Source organism: Paenibacillus riograndensis SBR5 (assembly GCF_000981585.1).
Classification (GTDB): domain Bacteria; phylum Bacillota; class Bacilli; order Paenibacillales; family Paenibacillaceae; genus Paenibacillus_AQ; species Paenibacillus_AQ riograndensis.
Genome location: NZ_LN831776.1, coordinates 5,117,811 through 5,137,110, shown reverse-complemented (window position 1 = coordinate 5,137,110; position 19,300 = coordinate 5,117,811). Strand labels below are relative to the sequence as shown.

Here is a 19,300-nt window from a genome sequence, read left to right as displayed (position 1 = left end):
GATGAACAAGAAATTGACATATGCAGGTATTGCAGCTTTGCTTCTGCTTGTGATATCCGGCTGCGGAGATAAACCTACAGCAGCTCCAGCCAATGAACAAGGGCAAGATTCCACAACGGTTGTCAATGGCGCAGGCAGCAATGAAGGAGGAGAGGAAGCTACGGCTACCGCTACTGCAACGGTATCCCCATCTGCATCCGCTCAACCGACAGCAGAACCTACTGCCTCCCCTGCAGCTACAGAGCAGCCGACAGCACCAGCCAAAAAGAGCCAAAGCATTTCTGTGTACTATACGGATCCTCAGCAAATGGAGCTGGTTTCTGCCAAGACAGATATAAGCTATGCAGATGCTGTGGAGAAATACAGTGAGGCATATAAATCACTGCAGAGCAGCAGCAATCCTGATCAAGTGCCTTTATGGGGAAAAATTGAGCTTAAATCGCTTAAATTCACTGACGGGCAGATTATTATGGATATCCATAAGCCGGATGAGGCACAGCTTGGGGCAGGCGGCGAAGCTTTTGCCATCAGCGCGCTGGCCCAAACCCTCTTTCAATTCGAAGAAGTGAAGAGCGTTGAGGTTCTAGTGGACGGTGAGCAGGTGGAAAGTCTCATGGGCCATGTGGACCTGGAACATCCGCTTACCAGAGAGAACAGCGGTTTGTAAGGAAAATGCAGGAATAGGCTTGCTGACTGGCGAAAGTACTTAAATTACTATATAAAGCGAATTTGAAAACTAACAAAAGGGAAAAGGGTGGAGGGGAAGTTTGGAACTGGAGGAGCGAATGCGTCCGCCTTTGTCTGCGGATTTCCACCGCGAACAGCGGTATACAATCAAGAAATCTGCAGACAACAGCGGCCGGAAGTCCAAACATTCCCCGTAGTCCCGACGAAGTCCCTTATGTAAAGATCTTAAGTTCACTATATATAGCAGTCTTTTAAATTGATCCATAGAGAGGGGAATAACCTATTGTCCGGGCAAAAAAGGTCAAAACGTTCAATTCATACTTACTCCAGCAAAGCGGCAGCCGCAATTCTGGCCGGCACGATGGTGCTCGGCGGAGCAGGTGCGGCTTTTGCTGCACCTGCTGCACCGGCAGCAACCTCTGGAGCAAATAATGGTTCTGCTCCAACAGCCGCAGCAGGAATTTTTACCGATGTAAAAAATGGCTTCTGGGCCGAAAAACATATCTATAAGCTCGCTTCTCAAGGGATTGTTGTAGGTAATAACGGTCTATTCCGTCCCGGGGATTCCGTTACCCAGCAGGAAGCAGTGCTGATGGCGCTGCGTTTCATGAAGCTGCAGGGCAATGTCCAAAGCGATTCCGATGTAGTTTTTCCAACGGATTTCAAAGTAACCAACTATTATAAGCCTTATGTGGTGCTTGCTTTCCAGCAGGGGTTGCTGGACAAAGCGGCAGAAATGGCGCCTGATAACCTCAAAACCTCCTGGGGAGAACGTAAAGCCAGCCGTGAATGGGTAGCAGAGCTCCTGATCCGGGCACTCGGCAAAACTACGGAAGCCGCTGCTGTATCGGGCAAACCTACCGGGTTCGCAGATGATGCGAAGGTTGCCGCCAACAAACGGGGGTATATTAATGCCGCAGTAGGTCTGGGGCTGGCCAACGGGCTGGACGGCAACCGCTTTGATCCGCAGGGTGCTGTAACCCGGGCGCAATTGGCCACCTTCTTCAGCCGGGCAGAAGCACACAACACGCTGGATTATGACAACACTGTCAAAGGGACCATCAGCGCAATGCAGGACGGAAAATTGACGCTGTTCAACAATGGCAGCACATCTGTATTCAATGTAACCTACAGCACCGCCTATTTTACCAGTACGGTTGATACCAGAATTAATTTTAGCGATCTTAAGCCATATACCAAAGTGACTGTCATTGGAGCTACCTATAATGCCGCTTATGTAGAAGTGACAGATCCGGTCCAGCAGGTACAAACTATTGAAGGTGTATTTGCCAAAGTTACTCCAGGAACGATCTGGCTGGATTCTCCAACCGGATACGACCAGTACAGCTATGATGGAAGCACCGCCTTTGTGGATGTGAACGGTGCTGCCATTTCCGCCTCCTCGATTACAGCTGCCAGCAAGATTGCGCTGCTTCGGGAAACGTTCAGCGGTACGGGCAAGATCGTGAAAGTACAGGTGACCTCGGGAATTGTCAATAAAACGGCAAATGGAACCATTCAAAGTGTAGATAATGCAGCAAAGAGTATTACGTTCAAAACAGCAGAGGGTGCAACTGAAACCTTCAAATGGGAGGATGGCACGACCCTGTTCAGTTCACAAAATGCAGTGCTGCTGCCGGCTGATCTGAAGGCGGGGGCTGCCGTCAAGTATACAGTCAAAGATAATCTGATCCGGACAGTGGAAGTAACATCCGGTGTGGAACGTACTGTCCAGGGAGCGATTACTGAACTGACAAACTCAACGATTGTCTACAAAAAGGCTGATGGTACACGTGAAGTGAATCTGCTTGGCACATCGCCAGCCGTCATCATTCCCGGCGTTGCCTCACCGGGTATCGGAGATCTGGTCGCTGATGCAACGGCCGGAGACAATGTACAGCTCACCTTGAACAGCAGTGACCAGGTGACCAAAATTGAAGTTTTGAGCCGGCAGATCAGCCAGTTCACCGGTGCAACTGTGGTCGATTACAGTGCAAAAACCCAGCTTCTGACTGTTACAGACAGCAGCGGCAAAGCACAATTGGTAAAGATCGATGCGAATACGAAACTTGCTTATGATGGAGCTACGACCACTTCTCTGGCTAATATGGGTTACAGACTTGCGGAAGGCCGCAAAGTGGATGTAGTAGCTGCAGGCCAGCGCGCATTATCTGTGGAAACAAGCACCAAATATGACGGCACTTTGACCGCTGTGAATGTGGCGAACAGAACGATCACACTGAAGCTTGCCAATGCACAGCAGGTTACATTGCCTTATCCGCAGTCCGTGGAAATCTTCGGCCGTACTTCTTCGGTCATTACAGATGTAGCACTTGACAGTGCAGTCACTGCGGTTCTTGCGGATAATCAGAGCGGGGTATCGGTTCTCCGTGTAAACTCATCCATGCAATTGGAGATTGCTACTCTGGATGCAACAGCAAATAAGCTGGGAGTGAAATGGACGGGGGGAACCACCGTACTGAATACTTACACACTGCCTATGACAGATGAAAGCGGAAAAAGCATCAAGATCGGGGATTTGAAGGTGGGGGATTTTGTAAATATCACCTTTAATGGAAGTTCGCCGCTCTCTCTTCAGGCGGTAAAACTTAACTCAGGCCAGCTGACCGCAGTGGATGCGGCTGCCGGAACGTTTACCTTGAAGGATTACAAAGGCGGTGCACAGACGTTCTCAGCGGCTGGCGGGGTCAAAATTATCCGTGACGGGTCTACAACCACATCACTGGGTTCACTAACCACAGCTGACCGTGTGGAAGTACGCAAGGATTCGGACGGGTCGACAATTATCCGTGTACTCAGCCAGCAGAACCGTGTATTCTGGCGTTACGAGAGTGGAACAAATGAGATTCTGGTAAAACGCGCAAGTGCTTCCGATAGTAATTACCGCTTTGTTCCGGGTCCGAATGTATATATTCATCAAGGCGACACGACTTTACCCGTGCAATCTCTCAAAGATAATGATAATATTATAATGTATTTTAATAATAATATTCTTGTTGAGATTGCGAAACAATAAGAGCTTGGTGATTTTCCGCGTGAAACACCGTCTTGATTCAGGCGTTTGTCCTGCTTCAAGACGTTTTTTTTGAAATATTTACAATCGAGAAGTTGCACCCGCTGCTGCTGGCGGGGTAACAATCCGTGGAGGGGACACTATGAAAGCTGCAGAGGTCCGCCACATCCTGGATACCATCGGTGATCTATTTCCTGATGCGCATTGTGAGCTGAACCACAGCAACGCTTTTGAATTGACAATCGCTGTGCTGCTCTCAGCCCAGTGTACGGACGCAACAGTGAACAAAGTCACCGAGGACCTGTTTCAAAAGTACAAAACTCCGCTCGATTACATATCTGTACCCATCGAGGAACTGGAGAGTGACATCCGGCGTATCGGATTATACCGCAATAAGGCGAAGCATATTCAAAGTCTGTGCTCCATCTTGATAGAGCAGTATGGCGGCGAGGTGCCGCAGGCCCACGACTTGCTGGTAACCCTGCCGGGTGTCGGGCGAAAGACCGCCAATGTGGTAGTTTCCAACGCTTTTGGAGTTCCGGCTATTGCAGTGGATACCCATGTCGAGCGTGTAGCCAAAAGGCTGGCCCTTGCGGGCTGGAAGGATTCTGTGCTGGAAGTGGAAAAGAAGCTGATGAAGGCGGTGCCGCGTGACGAGTGGACACTCACGCACCACCGGCTGATCTTTTTCGGACGTTATCACTGCAAAGCCCAGAATCCCAAATGTCAGGTATGCCCGCTGCTGGATGTCTGCCGGGAAGGCAAGAAACGTATGAAAACTGCTGTAATCAGGAAAGCTAAGAGTCATACGTGAACAATTAATTAAGAGTTAGAGATGAAGAAGAGGATGGGATAGAGATGAAGTGCATTTCTGTATATACCGATAATTTTGAAGCTTTTTCCGATATTTTTGAACGTGTAGTTGAAAGTCCGCTGGAGGAAAATGAAGAGCAGGAAGTGGAAGGCATCACAATCAGCCACTCCGGCGATGTGCCTGAGCACTATCTGGAACGTATGTCTCAAAAACCTGAAGTTGTAGTGATGAGAGACAAATCCCGTGGCCTGACGATTCTTCAGCATGGCAAAGTATTCGAAATTTTGCTGCCTGTTCTGGAAACTGCCTGATTAGTCAGCTTGGTGGACAATAGAGATAGCGATATGTGATGTGAAAAAGCCGGCCCTTGGGCCGGCTTTTTCTGAAAAGAATTTATTTGTTTTGGGGGAAGCGAAGCTTACCCCTTATATAATTATATTGGAAATTATTCAGTGTAAAAAAGTGTGGACACCTTGGAAGCCTCAGAGGATATATGGGATGTAGGAGGATGGGGCTCCATCCGCGGACTGCAGCGGACTGAGGGGACCTTATTTCGCCAAAAATCTTGTTTTTTCAGCGGTTACGGACCAAGGAGCCGTTATATCGTTCAATTGATCCTGGAATAAAGGGGAAAGGGAGAAATAAAGGCATCTCAGTCCGTCCCTGCGGAATAGCCAAATCTTCTATCCATAACGGCTCTCCTATCCGTAACGGCTGCGGATAGAACGTGAAGGGAGCTCACTGTGTCCGCAGAAGGACCTACACCATAATCATACAGCCCGCAATGTGTCCCCTAACTGACTTCGGGCAAGCTATGATTACTTCCATGTGGATAAAATGATGCTTAAAGTTGTAGAATAAATCCTTTGGACGAATTTGTAATGAGCAACGGCAGAAATACCGTTGTTGGGGCGGCGAAGGCCTAGTTCTGAGGGGGAGTCGGTCTAAATATCCTAATTCCAACTAGCACCTGCTTACCCTTCTTCGCAGGTGCTAGTTGGAAAAAGGGAACTCATTTTTCCAAAAATTAAGTAATCCTGAGAGTGAAGTGGAAAAAGTATACCTAATCACCCATGGCCTGGCGGCCACCGTCGGTCATGAAAATCAGGTGAAGTCAGAGTATATATTTGGTAAAATCGTGCTGTGGATCAGAGGTCGATTCAATATTGGTGAAACATCCCGTAACCTAATCTGACCAACTGCAACGACGAGGATCGCCGAGTGTTGCCACGAGCACGTGTATAAAATTTCACCTCTTTAGGTTGCATGATCCACGCATACTTTTAGCTTGGAGGTAGGGAATATGGATGCCATTCGTGAACGCTGTGCCGGGTTGGATATTCATCAGGAGACGGTGGTGGTTTGTCTACTGAGTGGCCCCCTGGAGAAGAAACCCAAGTCCGTGATCGAGACGTTTGGAACCACGACCCGCGAGCTTTTGAGATTACAGGAGTGGCTGGAGCAGCAGGGATGTACCGAGATTGCCATGGAAAGTACAGGGGTCTTTTGGAAACCCGTGTGGAACATTCTAGAAAGCACCTGTACGATCACGCTGGCCAACCCGCAACGCATCCGCAATATGCCCGGGAAGAAGACCGACGTCAAGGATGCCGAGTGGATCGCCAAGCTCCACCGCTGCGGCTTGATTGAGGGAAGCTTTGTCCCGGACGAGCCCATCCGCGATTTGCGTGACCTTACCCGGTATCTGCGCAAGCTTAAGCAAAACGCGACGCAAGAAAAGAACCGGATTCACAAAATTCTACAAGATGCCAACATTAAACTGACCACGTATGTCTCCGATCTTTTTGGCGTTTCCGGTCGTGCGCTACTGGACTCGATTGTGAATGGCGAAGTGCTGGAGGTGCATGAGGTCCGCAAGCTGGTGCATACCCGGCTGAAGATGAAGGTGCCTTCACTGGTCGAAGCGATGAACGGCCGACTACGTCTGCATCACCGGAAGATGATCCGGCGTCATTGGGATCATTTGCAGTATCTGGAGAGTGAAATGCAGACGTTGGAAGCTGAAATTGAGGAACTGGTGCAACCATACAGGAAGGAAATTGAACTGCTGGATACCATTCCAGGCGTGAGCACGGATGCCGCGGCGAGCATCGTGGCGGAACTGGGTACCGACGTGTCTCCTTTTCCAAGTGAAGCTCATCTGGCCTCTTGGGTCGGGGTGTGTCCAGCCAACCATGAGAGCGCCGGTAAAAAAAAAGTAAAAAGAACCAACGCGGGAACCGAGGTCTGAAAGCCGTACTCGTCCAGTGCGCTTGGGCAGCGAGCAAGTCCAAGAATAATCGGCTTTCCGCTATGTACAGTCGGATCGTGAAACGGGCAGGAAAACAGAAAGCCATCGTCGCTTTAGCCCATGCGATGATCCGAATCATGTATGTGATGCTTCGGGATAAAGTCCCCTATACCGAGCTGGGGACGGAATATCTGAACACCCCAGAGCAGACCGCAAATTACCTGATTAAAAAACTTCAAAAGCTAGGCTACCAAGTGGAACTGACACCTATTACATGATACCCACTTTTTAAAAAAATGAAGTTCCGATATAGGGGATCTTTAAAGCAAAATTTACTTTCGAGCTGTGAAGCGACAAAGTTATTTTCGTATAAATAGGGCCACATTTCTTGTCCAATGGCGAAATGGGCTGAATTAGTGTCCCTTTTTCCACTTCATCTGCCCGAAGATAGGTTACTCCGGCAAATTAGTGTCCCTTTTTCCACTTAAAAAGTTGCCGTAGGATTCATGGGGAGTCGTTCTCCAGGTAACGCTAGAACCAAGACGGCTGCGCTGTCCCGTGGAGGACCGCACAGCCGTTTTTGTTCGAATATAAGCATTTTAGTCGACTTGTTGGAACGGAATCACCTGTAATTAACCTTGCTTTACGCTTTTATTGCGGATCAGGGGCGCTCTCCACAAATTCCTTCAGCAGTGACAATCTGTCGTCCCAATATGTTTCAAAAAATGCAAGCCAGTCTTTTAGCTCAATAAGCCGCTCTGGTTGAAGCCTGTACCTTGTCTCCCTGCCTACCCGCCGTGAGCTGACAAGACCTGCATCAGACAAGATATGCAGATGTTTGTTAATAGCGGTCCGCGAAAGCGCGAAGTTCTCCGAGATGGCCACAATGGGCATATCGTTGCGGGCGAGCAGCTGTAATACAGTGCGGCGGGTAGGATCGGCAATCGCCTGAAACACATCATGCTTGAGGGCTGGGGCAGACACTGCTTAAGCCTCTATATAGCTAACAAGGCTTTGATTGACGATTTTTTCCCAGCCCCCGTTCATGATGCCGCGGATAACCGAATGGGGTTGTCCAAATTCAGTGACCTTTGCTTCATCCCAGCCGGAATGAATCAGAGTGAATTCTGTCTGTTGGTTCTCCAGCTCTTTCAACTCAAAAGCGAGATGCCAGTCTTTCCCCCAATCAAAGCCTAGCCGGTAAGGCGGCTCAAGTTCGGTGACTTTGCAAGGCGAATCACCGAATTGTCCGGACCGGAGAATGAACTCCTGGCCTAAGACGGGCTCAAAGGTATTGTCCATCCACCAGGCGGCAAGGCCCCCGGAAGTGGCAACAGCCTTCCATACTTTATCAATAGGAGCGTTAAGGACTATAGTTTTGCGGATTTCGGGCAATGTTTCTTCAGTGTGCATGAGCAAGCCTCCTGATTTTTTATAACACCTTTTGGTTTCATGTTTATAGTAACACCGTAAGGTGTTATATTGCAATTGGTATTACATATTCATCACGTTTTTTGTTTATCGTTCCGCGCAAAGACCCAAATTATAAATAGGCTAGAACTATTGCTCTGCTAAACGTTAGTTCATTCTCTCCCTATGTCTGAAGAAATAAGTGAGGTAATCCGCAGTTTTGTAAAGTGTATCAACCGGACCGGCGTGATTCGTAGAGGATTATAGGGGATTTTGTAAATTGTTCTGATTTGAAATGTGGCAGACTGGTGATAAAATGTAATTATTCTATTCTTGATAACCGTACAATACTGGAGGCAGCGAAGGTGGGAGTTAAAGTGGGAACGGGTCGGGCTGAAATGCTGAATGAGATCTTGAAAGAGCAGTCTTACCTTGGGCTTAGAAAACTATTGGAACAGTGGGAAGACTCTGCTGCAGTGCAAATTATCACAGATTTGGAGACAAAAGCAGCTGCCGGTGAGCTGACGTTTGCTTTTTGCGGCCATTTCTCGGCAGGAAAGTCGAGTATGATTAATCAGCTGTGTGGCAAACAGGTCCTGCCGTCAGGTCCGGTACCAACCAGTGCCAATATCGTATCCATCCGCAGCGGGTCCCCCCGCGTTCTACTATATCCGCATGCCCCTGAGACTGGAGTCCAACCGTCACCATGGGAGACAACGCCGGAGCAGCTCCAGGATTTTTGCCGCAAGGGCGGGGAATATGCAGCGATTTCCGTGTGGGAGGATGTCCCGCTGCTGGGGAGCCACGGGGTTCTGATGGACACCCCGGGCGTGGATTCCACCGATAACGGACATCAGGCAGCAACGCATTCGGCGCTCCATCTGGCTGATGTCGTTTTTTATGTCATGGATTACAATCATGTGCAGTCCGAGAATAATCTCGCCTTTGCGAAAGCTCTAAGTGAATGGGGCAAACCGCTGTATCTCATCATCAACCAGATTGACAAACACCGTGAACAGGAGATCACCATCGAGTTGTACCGCCGGCAACTGGAAAGCGCTTTCGGCCAATGGGGAATTCACCCGGCAGGCATTCTTTTTACTTCCCTTAAGGTCCAGGAGCATCCTCTGAATCAATGGGAGCATCTGCTGAGCCTGATTGGCAGCCTTCTGAAGCAGCGGGAAGAGCTGCTGCAATACAGCCTGTCCCGCTCTCTCTATCACACTGCTGACGCAGCTCTGGGAGCGTACAGGGAAGAGCAGCGGGAGGAAAGAGAACGCCTGCTGGAGGAAGCAGGAGGGGATGGGCCGGATTCCGTAGAGCAGGAGCTTCAGAAATGCGCGGAGGAACGGGTAAGACTTGACGGGCTGGGGGAGGAGGCGCGCCTGAATCTGCGCACCGGAGTGGATGCGCTGCTGGGGAATAGCAGCCTGATGCCGGCAGAGGTCCGGGAAGCGGCTGGAGCCTACGCCGAAAGTGTCAGTCCCGGCTTCCGCAAGGGGCTGCTCTTCACGGCTGCGAAGCGGGAGAAGGAGCAGCAGAAGCGGCTGGCCGCGTGGCATACGCTGCAGACCCGGGAAATTGCCGCCCAGCTGGAGTGGCATCTGCTTCAGCTCGTGCGGCAATGGGGAGAAGGACTCGGCGTCTGGGATGAGGCGACAGAGACGCAGCTTAAGCAGGCGGTCAGCCCCGAGGGACTGGCGGCTGCCGTCAAGCCGGGAACCGGCTTCAGCGGGGAGGCGCTGCTTAATTTCTGCCGCACGCTTGCGGCTGACATTAAGGCACAGTTCCGCCGCGCCGCGCTGGGTGCAGGCGATGAGCTGCTGGCAAAGCTCCCGCCGCTTCTTGACGGGCAGCGCGCGGAGCTGGCGCGCCGCGAGGCCGCCTTGCAGCGGCAGGCGCGCGCCTTGGCCGCGCTGGCCGCCCTTGACCGCGCGGCGGACGCCCGCGCGGCAGAGCTCGCGGCGCAGCTGCCGCCGCGCCGCACCCTCACCCCCGGCACCCTGCCGGAGGTGAGGGTCACCCCGCAGGCCGGCGCGCTCCGCGCCGCGCCGCGCAAGCCCCAGCCGCTGCCCCAGGCTGCGGCTGGAAGCCCCGCCGCCGGCCTGGCGGCGGGGACGGCTTCGCCGGCGGGCGGCCGCCGCCGGCTCGGGGAGGCCGCAGCGGTGCTGGACGCTGCGGCGGAGCTGCTGCGCCGCGAGCCGGCCATGGCCTCGGCTGCGCGCAGCCTGGCGGCGCGGGCGGCAGACCTCGCCGGCGGCCGCTTCACCCTGGCGCTGTTCGGAGCGTTCAGCGCCGGAAAGTCCTCCTTCGCCAATGCCCTGCTGGGCGAAGAAGTGCTGCCTGTGTCGCCGCATCCCGCCACAGCGGCGGTCAACCGCATATTGGCGCCGGAAGGGGACTTCCGTCACGCCAGCGCGGTTGTCACCATGAAGAGCAGAGAGGATTTCTGGGAGGACATCCTCCATTCCTTCAGCGTGCTGCAGCTGGCCGCCCCGCAGCCGGAGACCTGGACCGCTGCGGCTGCGGAGCTGCAGGTTGGCGGACTCCACCCTTCGGCACTCCCGCATGCCGGTTTTCTGCGGGCGGCAGCCGCTGGCTGGCAGGAAGCCGAAGCGCTGCTTGGCACGGTGCGTACCGTCGATCTGCAGGAATACCGGACCCTGGTCGCCGAAGAGACTCGGGCTTGCTTCATCCAGGGGATTGACCTTTACTATGACTGTCCGCTGACAGCCAGCGGGATTGTGCTGGTGGATACCCCCGGGGCGGATTCTCTGCATGCGCGTCATACCGGAGTGACCTTTGGTTACATGAAAAATGCGGATGCGATATGTTTTGTAACCTATTACAATCATGCCTTCTCCAAGGCGGACCGGGGCCTGCTGGCCCAATTGGGACGGATCAAAGACAGCTTCGCGCTCGATAAAATGTTTTTTATCATCAATGCCTCCGATCTGGCTTCGGATGAAGATGAGCTGCAGGAGGTTCAGCAGCATGTTGCGCAGAATCTGCGGGCCGGCGGCCTGATGAAGCCGCAAATGTATTCCCTCTCCAGCCTGCTTGCCCTGGAAGGCAAAACGGCTGGCAGCCGGGAGCTGTACGAGGCTTCCCGGTTCAGCAGCTTTGAGCAGGCGCTGGCGGATTTTGCCGGCGGAGAACTGCCGCGGCTGTCTCTGGCCGCAGCTAAAGACAGCCTAAGCACAGTCCGCCGCCGGACAGAGGAGTGGCAGGAGAAGGCCCGCCAGGCGGCCGGGCAGCGTGAAGCGCAAATGCGGGAGCTGGAGGACCAGTGCCGCATAGCTGAGCAGCGGCTGCGTCAGCTGGCAGGAGAGGAACGGCCGGGCCGGGATTTGCGCCGGGAAGGCGAAGAACTGCTGTATCATGTCCGCCAGCGGATTTCCTTTGCGTTTGGCCGTTTCTTCCAGGAGTCTTTCCATCCCTCGCTGCTCCGTGAGGATGGCGGGAATCTGAAAGAGATCTTTACAGCCTGCGGAAGAGAGCTGGAACGGACGGTCCAGCGTGAGCTGGAGCAGGAGCTGTGGGCAACCACGCTGCGGCTGGAGGCGGCTGGACGGCGGCTTGCGCATGCGGCAGCGGCCGCTGCGGCAGAAGAACTGTCCATCCCCGCAGAGGACCTGCAGTTCCTGCAGAATGACAAGGACCCCTGGCCTTCTCCGGCCAGGCTGGAATGCAGGCTGAACCCGCTGGACTGGCCGGCGCTCTGGAGCCGGTTCAAATCGCCGCGCCACTTCTTCGAAGGGGTGGGGCGGAATGAAGTCAGGGCAGCGGCAGAGCCCTGGATGAAGGAATCTGTAGCAGGAGCAGCCGAAGAGCTTGAATCCTTCCTTCTCGATTTCTATGCAAGGAGCGTGGACGCCGCATTGTCACGTGCAGGGGATGCGCTGCGCGAGAGTCTGACTGAACGGGAAGCAGCGATCACAGAGCTCCTGAAAGGGGGTGATTCAGCAGAGCACTGGCACAGACTCAGCGGAGAATTGCTGCGCCTGGAAGAAGCTTTCGACAATATCGTGGACAATGATCTGTGAAGGTTGTAGGAAAATGTCGAAGAACACTTGCATTCTGACGGATGATGGAAGAAAATAAAGGAGCCTGAAAATTTACAATTAGAACTGCTTTTTTTACAGAAAAAAAGAACAAAGCAGTCAAATTGCTGAAAGAGGTTGGAATCGACAATGTGGGGAGCTCCTTTTTCAACCCAGAGCCGTAAGCTGCTGCTCTTGGGCAGCGGGGAATTGGGCAAGGAAGTCATTATCGAAGCTCAGCGCCTTGGCGTAGAGACCGTAGCTGTTGACCGTTACGAAGCTGCACCGGCGATGGGAGTGGCCCATCGTTCGCATGTGATTGATATGCTCGATGCGGAAGCGCTGAAGAAGCTTATTCGTGCCGAGAAGCCGGATCTGATCGTACCGGAGATTGAAGCCATTGCCACACATGCGCTGCAGGAGCTGGAAGAAGAAGGTTTCCTGGTGGTTCCCACCGCCCGTGCAGCCCGGCTGACCATGGACCGGGAAGGCATCCGCCGGCTGGCTGCCGAGGAACTCGGCTTGCCGACGGCCGGCTACCGCTTTGCGGATAGTCTGGATGAGCTGCGCCAGGCCGTAGAGATCTTGGGTACCCCTTGCGTGATTAAGCCGATCATGAGCTCTTCCGGCAAAGGGCAGAGCATCTGCAGAAAGCTGGAGGATGCGGAGAGCTGCTGGAACACAGCGCTTGAAGGTGCACGCGCCAAAGGAACAAGGGTGATTGTAGAAGCTTTTGTCACCTTCGAGAGTGAAATCACACTCTTGACCGTCCGTTCGGTCAGCGGGACGATATTCTGTCCTCCCATCGGTCATATCCAGAAGGACGGCGACTATGTGGAATCCTGGCAGCCCCATCACATGAGCGCAGCCCAGCTGGCTGAGGCTGAAGGGATAGCCCGGGCAGTAACAGACCAGCTTGGCGGATTTGGGATTTTTGGAGTGGAGCTGTTTCTTACGGATCATGGAGTGTTGTTCAGCGAAGTTTCGCCGAGACCGCATGATACCGGCATGGTTACCATGATTACACAGGATTTATCGGAATTTGCTCTGCATGTCAGAGCCATTCTTGGGTTTCCGCTCGACCCGGTGCATTTGCTGTCACCGGGCGCATCAGCAACATTGAAGGCAGAAACAGCCGGACAAGCTTTTCGGGTGACCGGTATTGGCGAAGCACTGGCGCTTCCCCGTACGCAGGTTAGAGTGTTCGGCAAACCGGAGATCCGTCCAGGGCGGCGGATGGCCGTAGCATTAAGTGCAGCAGAAGATGTGGAGATCGCGCGGACAGCAGCCAAGCAGGCAGCGTCTATGCTAAAAGTGGAGGTTATTGAGGATGAACAGTAGTACTCAGGAGCAGGTACTGCAAATTCGCAAATGCGGCTTAAATGATCTGGAGAGAGTCACAGCCCTTTTGCGGGAATTCGGCTATCCGACAACGCTTAGCGTGATGAAAGAAAGAATGGAAGACATGGAGACAGATCCGTTCCATTGCACACTGGTTGCAGAACTGGATAATGAAGTTGTGGGAATGGTTGGACTACGCAAGGTAAGATCGTATTACAAACAAGCAGATTGTATTACGGAAATTACCGCACTGATTGTAGCAGAGGAGCTCAGAGGCAACGGCCTTGGTAAAAGACTCGTGGCCGCAGCAGAGGAATGGGCCCGCCAGAAGGGCTGCTGCGAGCTTTTCCTGAGAAGCGGCAACCGTGTGGAGCGTGCGCCGGCACATGCTTTTTACCGCCATATCGGGTTTGAAAAAACCGCCGGTTACCGTTTCAACAAATCATTGCTATAGGCCTATATGCACCAATCATCCCCATCCCGGGTCAAGCGGGATGGTTTTTTTTATTTAAGCAGTATTATATGCTCCACGCAATAAAGGAAATAGTACACCTCACAGCTGATTCTTATTGTGTATGATTTTAAATTTAGCCGGAGCTGTACTCTACGCTGCATATTCAATTAATGCTTATAATTCCATCTCTGTGGTGCCGCCTGGCGGCATGGATCAATTGCACTTTCTGCAATTGTTCGTCTCCAAATCGGCCGAAAAATTGAATCTGCTGTATTCTGTGCAGCAGATTATACGGGAAAAGCGGTGTGGGCCGGAAATTCCAGAAATCAATTGTACGAATTACAGCAGAATGGGATTTGAGGCACTTTTATTGAAATTCTGCTGCACAAAGTGCAATTAGGCTGAGAATTCCTTACTGCTGCTTCGTCAAAAACGCAGCCTGCACACGGGTACTAACGATTCCTTCCCCGCAGAAAAACTACAACACCGCTCTTAGCATGCGGACCTGCCTGTAATTTTATGTATTTCCTTATCCCTGCCACTTCCTTAACTTAACCATAGATTGAGCCGTTCGAATCAGCTAGAATGGTTGTAGTATGACCTAAACCTGATTCAAAGAGGGATGAAGGATGTATAAATTGATACTTGCCGAGGACGAAGAAGATGTAAGAGAAGGGATTATCGCGCAGATCGACTGGGAACAATACGGGTTTGAGGTTGTGGATCAGGCCGAGAACGGACGGGAGGCCGCGGATTCCATTGACCGGCTGCTGCCGGATGTGGTCGTTACCGATATTCAGATGCCATTTATGAACGGGCTGCAGCTGGCTGAGTGGATTCGCAACCGTCATCCTAATACGAAGATCATTATATTGACCGGCTACGATGAATTCGAATATGCCCAAAAGGCCATCAAGCTGCAAATTGATGAATATATTTTGAAACCGTTTTCCGCACAGGAGCTGATTGACGTTCTGCTTAAGGTAAGATCTGCGATTGAAGCGGAGATTGCCGAGAAGGAGAATGTATTCGTACTCAGTGAGCATTACCGCAAAAGCCTGCCTGTGCTCCGTGAGCAGTTCCTTTCCTCTCTGGTATCCCGCAGGCTCCGGCCCGCGGAAATTGCCGAGAAGAGTGCGGAATACGGAATCCATCTTCGCGGAGAATTGTTTCAGGCTTCCGTAATCAGTGTCGATTATATCCGGGAAGGCGGAGGAGGGGAGGCTGTCAGCAGCAGACCGGTATCGCTCAGGGACACCGGAGACCGCAATCTGCAGCTTTTCGCCGTACTGAATATTGCCGAGGAAATATGCCAGAAGCACAGCTTCGGCAAAGTATTTATCCACCGGGATAATGTGGTGCTGCTCTCGGTAAGCGAAGAGAAGGAAGAGGCATCCATTACCGGCAGGACGTATGCCATCCTCGAAGAAATCCGCCAGAATGTCCAGCGTTTTCTTAAACTGACGGTAACTGCGGGTTCCGGTACGGCATGCCATTCTCCGTCTCTTTTGTCCCAATCCTTCAATGATGCGCTGCAGGCGCTGGATTACCGGCTGATCCTTGGCAACAACCGGGTCATCTGGATTGAAGATGTGGAATCCCGGGTTGGACGCATGCTCGCCTATGACGAGCTGACCCAGCAGTCGCTGATCCGCACCATTAAGCTGGGCACTCTCCAGGAACTGAAGGAGGTCGTGGACGAGCTGTTTGGCGGATTGGATGCGGCACAGGTAAGCACACAGGAATACCAGATTTTCCTGCTGGAGATCATCACCACGATTCTGCGGGTGGCCAAGGAGTCGGGCAGTGAGCTGAACGATTATCCGGGCCTAGGGTTTACTTCACTGTCAGAGATTCATAAGTTCAACAATATGGGTGAAGCCAAAGAGTGGATTATCGGGGTATGCAGCCGGCTGATGGATTCGATTGCTATGGAACGGCAGTCCAGCTACAAGCAGCTTATCGATCAGGCCAAGGACTATATCCGCAGCCATTATGAGGAATCCGATATTTCCATCGGCAGAGTCTGCCAGCATTTGCACATCAGTACAGGCTATTTCAGCAGCATTTTCAAAAAAGAAATGAAGATGACCTTTGTCAGCTATCTGCTGCAGATCCGTCTTGAAGCGGCCAAAGAGCTGCTGCGTTCGACAGAACTGAAGGCGTTTGAAATCGCCGAACGGATCGGCTTTGCCGACCCGAACTATTTCAGCTTCTGCTTCCGCAAGAAATATGGACAATCGCCTAAAGAGTACAAAAACAGCTCCCGGGGAGGATAAGCCATGAACAAGCCGAAGGCTTATTTTCCTCCGCACCGCCCGCATCCGCGCAGAAAAGGCAAGCTCCGCTTGCCCTCCAAGCTGCGGAGTATTCAGCTCATCATAACCTTAACCTTTACGGCGGTCACAGTGCTTGTTGCAGTGATCGTCAGTTTTATGCTGTACAACAAGTTTGCCGCAACGGCCGAAGCGAATGCCAATATGAACATGCAGCAGATCATTGAGCAGGTGAATTACAATCTGGACCTGTACGCCAAAGGGATGGCGAATATCTTTGCAACTGCGGAGGAGCATATTACTGCCAGCCCTTCCATTGATTCACCCCTGCTTAGCGAACGGATGGATACGCTGATGAGCAGCCGCGAAGACCTCGTTTCAATAGCGGTATTCACCCCACAGGGGAAATATGTTGTCGGCACCCCCGGACAGAACATGCGGATCAACACCCAACTGCAGAGTCAGAGCTGGTTCACCTCGGCGGTCAAAAACCCGGAAATCTCCTATTCCGCTCCCCATATCCAGAATTTGTTCAAAGGACGCTACACCTGGGTGGTCTCGATCAGCAAAATGATTGAGTACAAAGAGAACGGGCAAATCAGGAAAGGGATTCTGCTGATCGACTTCAACTTCCGCACCATTGATGAGCTCAGCAGACAGGTTAAGCTGGGGAAAAGGGGTTACGCTTACATCCTGGACCCGTTAGGGAACATTGTCTACCATCCGCAGCAGCAGCTGATCTATGCCGGGCTGAAATATGAGAATGTGGAGCCTGTGCTGGAGTATAAATTCCGCAGCTACCTGGACGAGTCGACAGGGGAGAAACGTTTTATTACGGTGCGCACCCTGGATTTGACAGGCTGGAAGATTGTGGGCGTCGCTTATTATGATGAGATTGTGACTACCAAACGTGACCTGAACCACTTTTTGGCCTGGTTTCTGGGCGTTGTGATTGTAGGTGTGATCGTGTTATCCATTCTCCTCTCCTGGCTGATTGCCAGTCCCATCCGCAAGCTTGAGCGTACCGTCAAGCTGGTAGGGGAGGGGGATCTCAATACGCCGATCAATGTCAGCGGTGCCTACGAGGTGGAGCAGCTGTCGCGGCGTTTCAACATGATGCTGCAGCGGATCAGGCAGCTGATGGACCAGATCATCTACGAGCAGGAAACCAAACGCAAGGGTGAGCTTGAAGTCCTGCAGTCGCAGATCAACCCCCATTTTCTGTACAACACGCTGAATTCGGTCATCCGGCTGGCAGAACGCGGCAAAACGGATGAGGTGGTGACCATGATTCAATCGCTGTCGAAATTTTTCCGCATCAGTCTCAGCAAAGGGAAAAATATGATCACTATGCAGGAGGAGCTGGATCATATCCGGCATTATCTGGTCATTCAGAGCTTCCGCTTCAAAAATAAATTCCGTTACGAAATTTCGGCTGAGGAAGAGGTGCTGGCCTGCCAGACGATAAAGCTGATCCTGCAGCCGATTGTGGAAAATGCCCTCTACCACGGCATCGAAATGCTGCCGGATGAAGGTCTGATCACTATTACCGCTGAGCTGGTGGAGGGTTTGATTATCATCCGGGTCAGCGATAACGGGCTTGGGATGAGCAAAGAGACGTTGGGTACCCTGCTGAGCGGCGGCAAGAGCAGCAGCGGTTCAGGTGTAGGTGTGCGGAACGTGAATGAACGGATCGGACTGGTCTACGGGCGGGAATACGGACTTGCTTTTGAGAGTGAGCTTGAAGAGGGAACGACAGTGACCATTTGCTTTCCTGCGGTCCAAGCCGGAACAGAGCCGGAAGAAGGAAGGGAGGACTCCGTACAATGAAAAGCTGGCGCTTAGGGCTTGTGCTGCTGCTGTGCACAGGGTTGGGGCTTGCGCTTACTTCCTGCCTGGGTACTTCGCCGGCATATATCAGCACGAATAAAACACACAACGTCCATATGATTGTAAAAATGAACCGGGGCGATTACTGGAATACCGTGAAGCTGGGTGCGGAAGCCGCCGCCAAGGAGTTCAATGTCAAGCTGACGTTCAAGGCGCCGGATTCGGAGAGCGACATTGATGAGCAGATTACCATGGTGGAAGAGTCTATCAAACAAAAGGCCGATGTGATCATCCTTGCGGCCAGCAGCTATATGGGGCTTGCACAGGTAGTGGATCGGGCGGAATATTACAGGATTCCGGTGGTTTCTGTCGATGCGGAGGTGGGTTCGGCCAAAGTGAAAACCTATGTGGGCTCCAACGGCTATGAGGCGGGGCAAAAATCCGCAGAACGGCTGATTGATCTGTTGAACGGGTATGGAGAGATCGGGATCATTAATTTTACCAACGCCACAAGCGGACAGACCAGTTCGACGGGGACGATTGATTTCGGCGCACGGGATGCGGATGAACGGGAAAAAGGGTTTCTCAACTACGCTGCCCGTTTTCCCAATGTTGAAGTGGTGCAGATTTCTTATACTTCCTCCAACACTGCCGATGCGGAACAACTGACCCGGGACATGCTTCGTAACCATCCCCGTCTTCGCGGGATCGCCACATTGAATGAAACAGCTTCCCAGGGTGCAGGCAAAGTAATTCAGGAATTGGGCCCCGGTCCGCTGAAGATGGTGGCTTTTGACAGTTCGCCTTCCATGCTGGAGATGCTGCAGGACGGTACGGTTCAGGCCACAGTGATCCAGAATCCCTTCAATAACGGATATTTAGCGGTCAAATACGCGGTAGAGGCCACAGAAGGCATAGATGTGCCGGAGCGCGTAGATACCGGAACGAAGCTGATTGACCTGGACAATATGCTGTGGCCGGAGAATCAAAAGCTGCTGTTTCCGTTCGTAAGGTAGCCTATACAATTGAACTTGAAAAAATATAAATAAAGGGAAAAGTGGCGGAGGAGAAGCTCCAGTTCAATTTTATATAGCTTAAAATATCAGGCCTGAGCAACAGGCCCGTATTTCCACTGCAAGTGGAGAGCGGGCTTGTTTGCG

Annotated in this window: 15 protein-coding genes; 13 read left to right on the top strand and 2 right to left on the bottom strand. The window is 52.3% G+C overall.

Going from position 1 to position 19,300, the window contains the following annotated elements; translation table 11 throughout:
• The first annotated feature begins 1 nt into the window (after position 1).
• The 7 genes from PRIO_RS21745 to PRIO_RS36940 all read left to right on the top strand — a co-directional run bounded on the left by PRIO_RS21745 (position 2) and on the right by PRIO_RS36940 (position 7,064).
• Positions 2 to 667 carry a GerMN domain-containing protein gene (locus PRIO_RS21745; protein ID WP_046504668.1) on the top strand — a complete coding sequence of 222 codons (666 nt, stop codon included), beginning with the start codon at positions 2 to 4 and terminating at the stop codon, positions 665 to 667.
• A 303-nt stretch (positions 668 to 970) separates the two neighbouring features.
• A complete protein-coding gene (locus PRIO_RS21740) occupies positions 971 to 3,724 on the top strand; it encodes an S-layer homology domain-containing protein (protein ID WP_046504665.1) in 2,754 nt (917 codons plus the stop codon).
• Positions 3,725 to 3,863: 139 nt separating this feature from the next.
• Positions 3,864 to 4,535, top strand: coding sequence for an endonuclease III (gene nth / locus PRIO_RS21735; protein ID WP_020432794.1), 672 nt, complete (start codon positions 3,864 to 3,866; stop codon positions 4,533 to 4,535).
• A gap of 44 nt (positions 4,536 to 4,579) precedes the next feature.
• Positions 4,580 to 4,846 (top strand): hypothetical protein, encoded by a 267-nt coding sequence (locus tag PRIO_RS21730; RefSeq protein ID WP_020432793.1) that lies wholly within the window; start codon positions 4,580 to 4,582, stop codon positions 4,844 to 4,846.
• Between the two features lie 686 nt (positions 4,847 to 5,532).
• Positions 5,533 to 5,730, top strand: a complete 198-nt coding sequence (locus tag PRIO_RS36945; protein WP_231869733.1) for a hypothetical protein — start codon at positions 5,533 to 5,535, stop codon at positions 5,728 to 5,730.
• Between the two features lie 108 nt (positions 5,731 to 5,838).
• Positions 5,839 to 6,786: an IS110 family RNA-guided transposase gene (locus PRIO_RS21725; protein ID WP_046501296.1), complete on the top strand. Its 948-nt coding sequence runs from the start codon at positions 5,839 to 5,841 to the stop codon at positions 6,784 to 6,786.
• 62 nt (positions 6,787 to 6,848) lie between these two features.
• Complete coding sequence (locus PRIO_RS36940; RefSeq protein ID WP_052741404.1) at positions 6,849 to 7,064, top strand: hypothetical protein; 216 nt, start codon at positions 6,849 to 6,851, stop codon at positions 7,062 to 7,064.
• 373 nt (positions 7,065 to 7,437) lie between these two features.
• On the opposite strand, the gene PRIO_RS21715 is transcribed toward PRIO_RS36940, so the two are convergent.
• Positions 7,438 to 7,770 carry an ArsR/SmtB family transcription factor gene (locus tag PRIO_RS21715; protein ID WP_020428420.1) on the bottom strand — a complete coding sequence of 111 codons (333 nt, stop codon included), beginning with the start codon at positions 7,768 to 7,770 and terminating at the stop codon, positions 7,438 to 7,440.
• Positions 7,771 to 7,773: 3 nt separating this feature from the next.
• Positions 7,774 to 8,199, bottom strand: coding sequence for an SRPBCC family protein (locus PRIO_RS21710; RefSeq protein WP_020428419.1), 426 nt, complete (start codon positions 8,197 to 8,199; stop codon positions 7,774 to 7,776).
• 374 nt (positions 8,200 to 8,573) lie between these two features.
• On the opposite strand from PRIO_RS21710, the gene PRIO_RS21705 reads away from it, so the two are divergent.
• The 6 genes from PRIO_RS21705 (at position 8,574) to PRIO_RS21675 (ending at position 19,156) form a co-directional block, all read left to right on the top strand.
• Complete coding sequence (locus tag PRIO_RS21705; protein ID WP_144412128.1) at positions 8,574 to 12,242, top strand: dynamin family protein; 3,669 nt, start codon at positions 8,574 to 8,576, stop codon at positions 12,240 to 12,242.
• A 147-nt stretch (positions 12,243 to 12,389) separates the two neighbouring features.
• A complete protein-coding gene (purT, locus tag PRIO_RS21700; RefSeq protein ID WP_046504662.1) occupies positions 12,390 to 13,580 on the top strand; it encodes a formate-dependent phosphoribosylglycinamide formyltransferase in 1,191 nt (396 codons plus the stop codon).
• Positions 13,570 to 14,034, top strand: coding sequence for a GNAT family N-acetyltransferase (locus PRIO_RS21695; RefSeq protein WP_020431261.1), 465 nt, complete (start codon positions 13,570 to 13,572; stop codon positions 14,032 to 14,034). Before purT ends, PRIO_RS21695 begins: the two co-directional genes overlap by 11 nt.
• Before the next feature lie 629 nt (positions 14,035 to 14,663).
• Positions 14,664 to 16,313, top strand: a complete 1,650-nt coding sequence (locus PRIO_RS21685) for a response regulator (protein WP_020431263.1) — start codon at positions 14,664 to 14,666, stop codon at positions 16,311 to 16,313.
• Positions 16,314 to 16,316: 3 nt separating this feature from the next.
• Positions 16,317 to 18,140, top strand: a complete 1,824-nt coding sequence (locus tag PRIO_RS21680; RefSeq protein ID WP_020431264.1) for a sensor histidine kinase — start codon at positions 16,317 to 16,319, stop codon at positions 18,138 to 18,140.
• Positions 18,137 to 19,156: a substrate-binding domain-containing protein gene (locus PRIO_RS21675; RefSeq protein ID WP_046504658.1), complete on the top strand. Its 1,020-nt coding sequence runs from the start codon at positions 18,137 to 18,139 to the stop codon at positions 19,154 to 19,156. The genes PRIO_RS21680 and PRIO_RS21675 overlap by 4 nt, the downstream gene beginning before the upstream one ends.
• Positions 19,157 to 19,300: the final 144 nt, after the last annotated feature.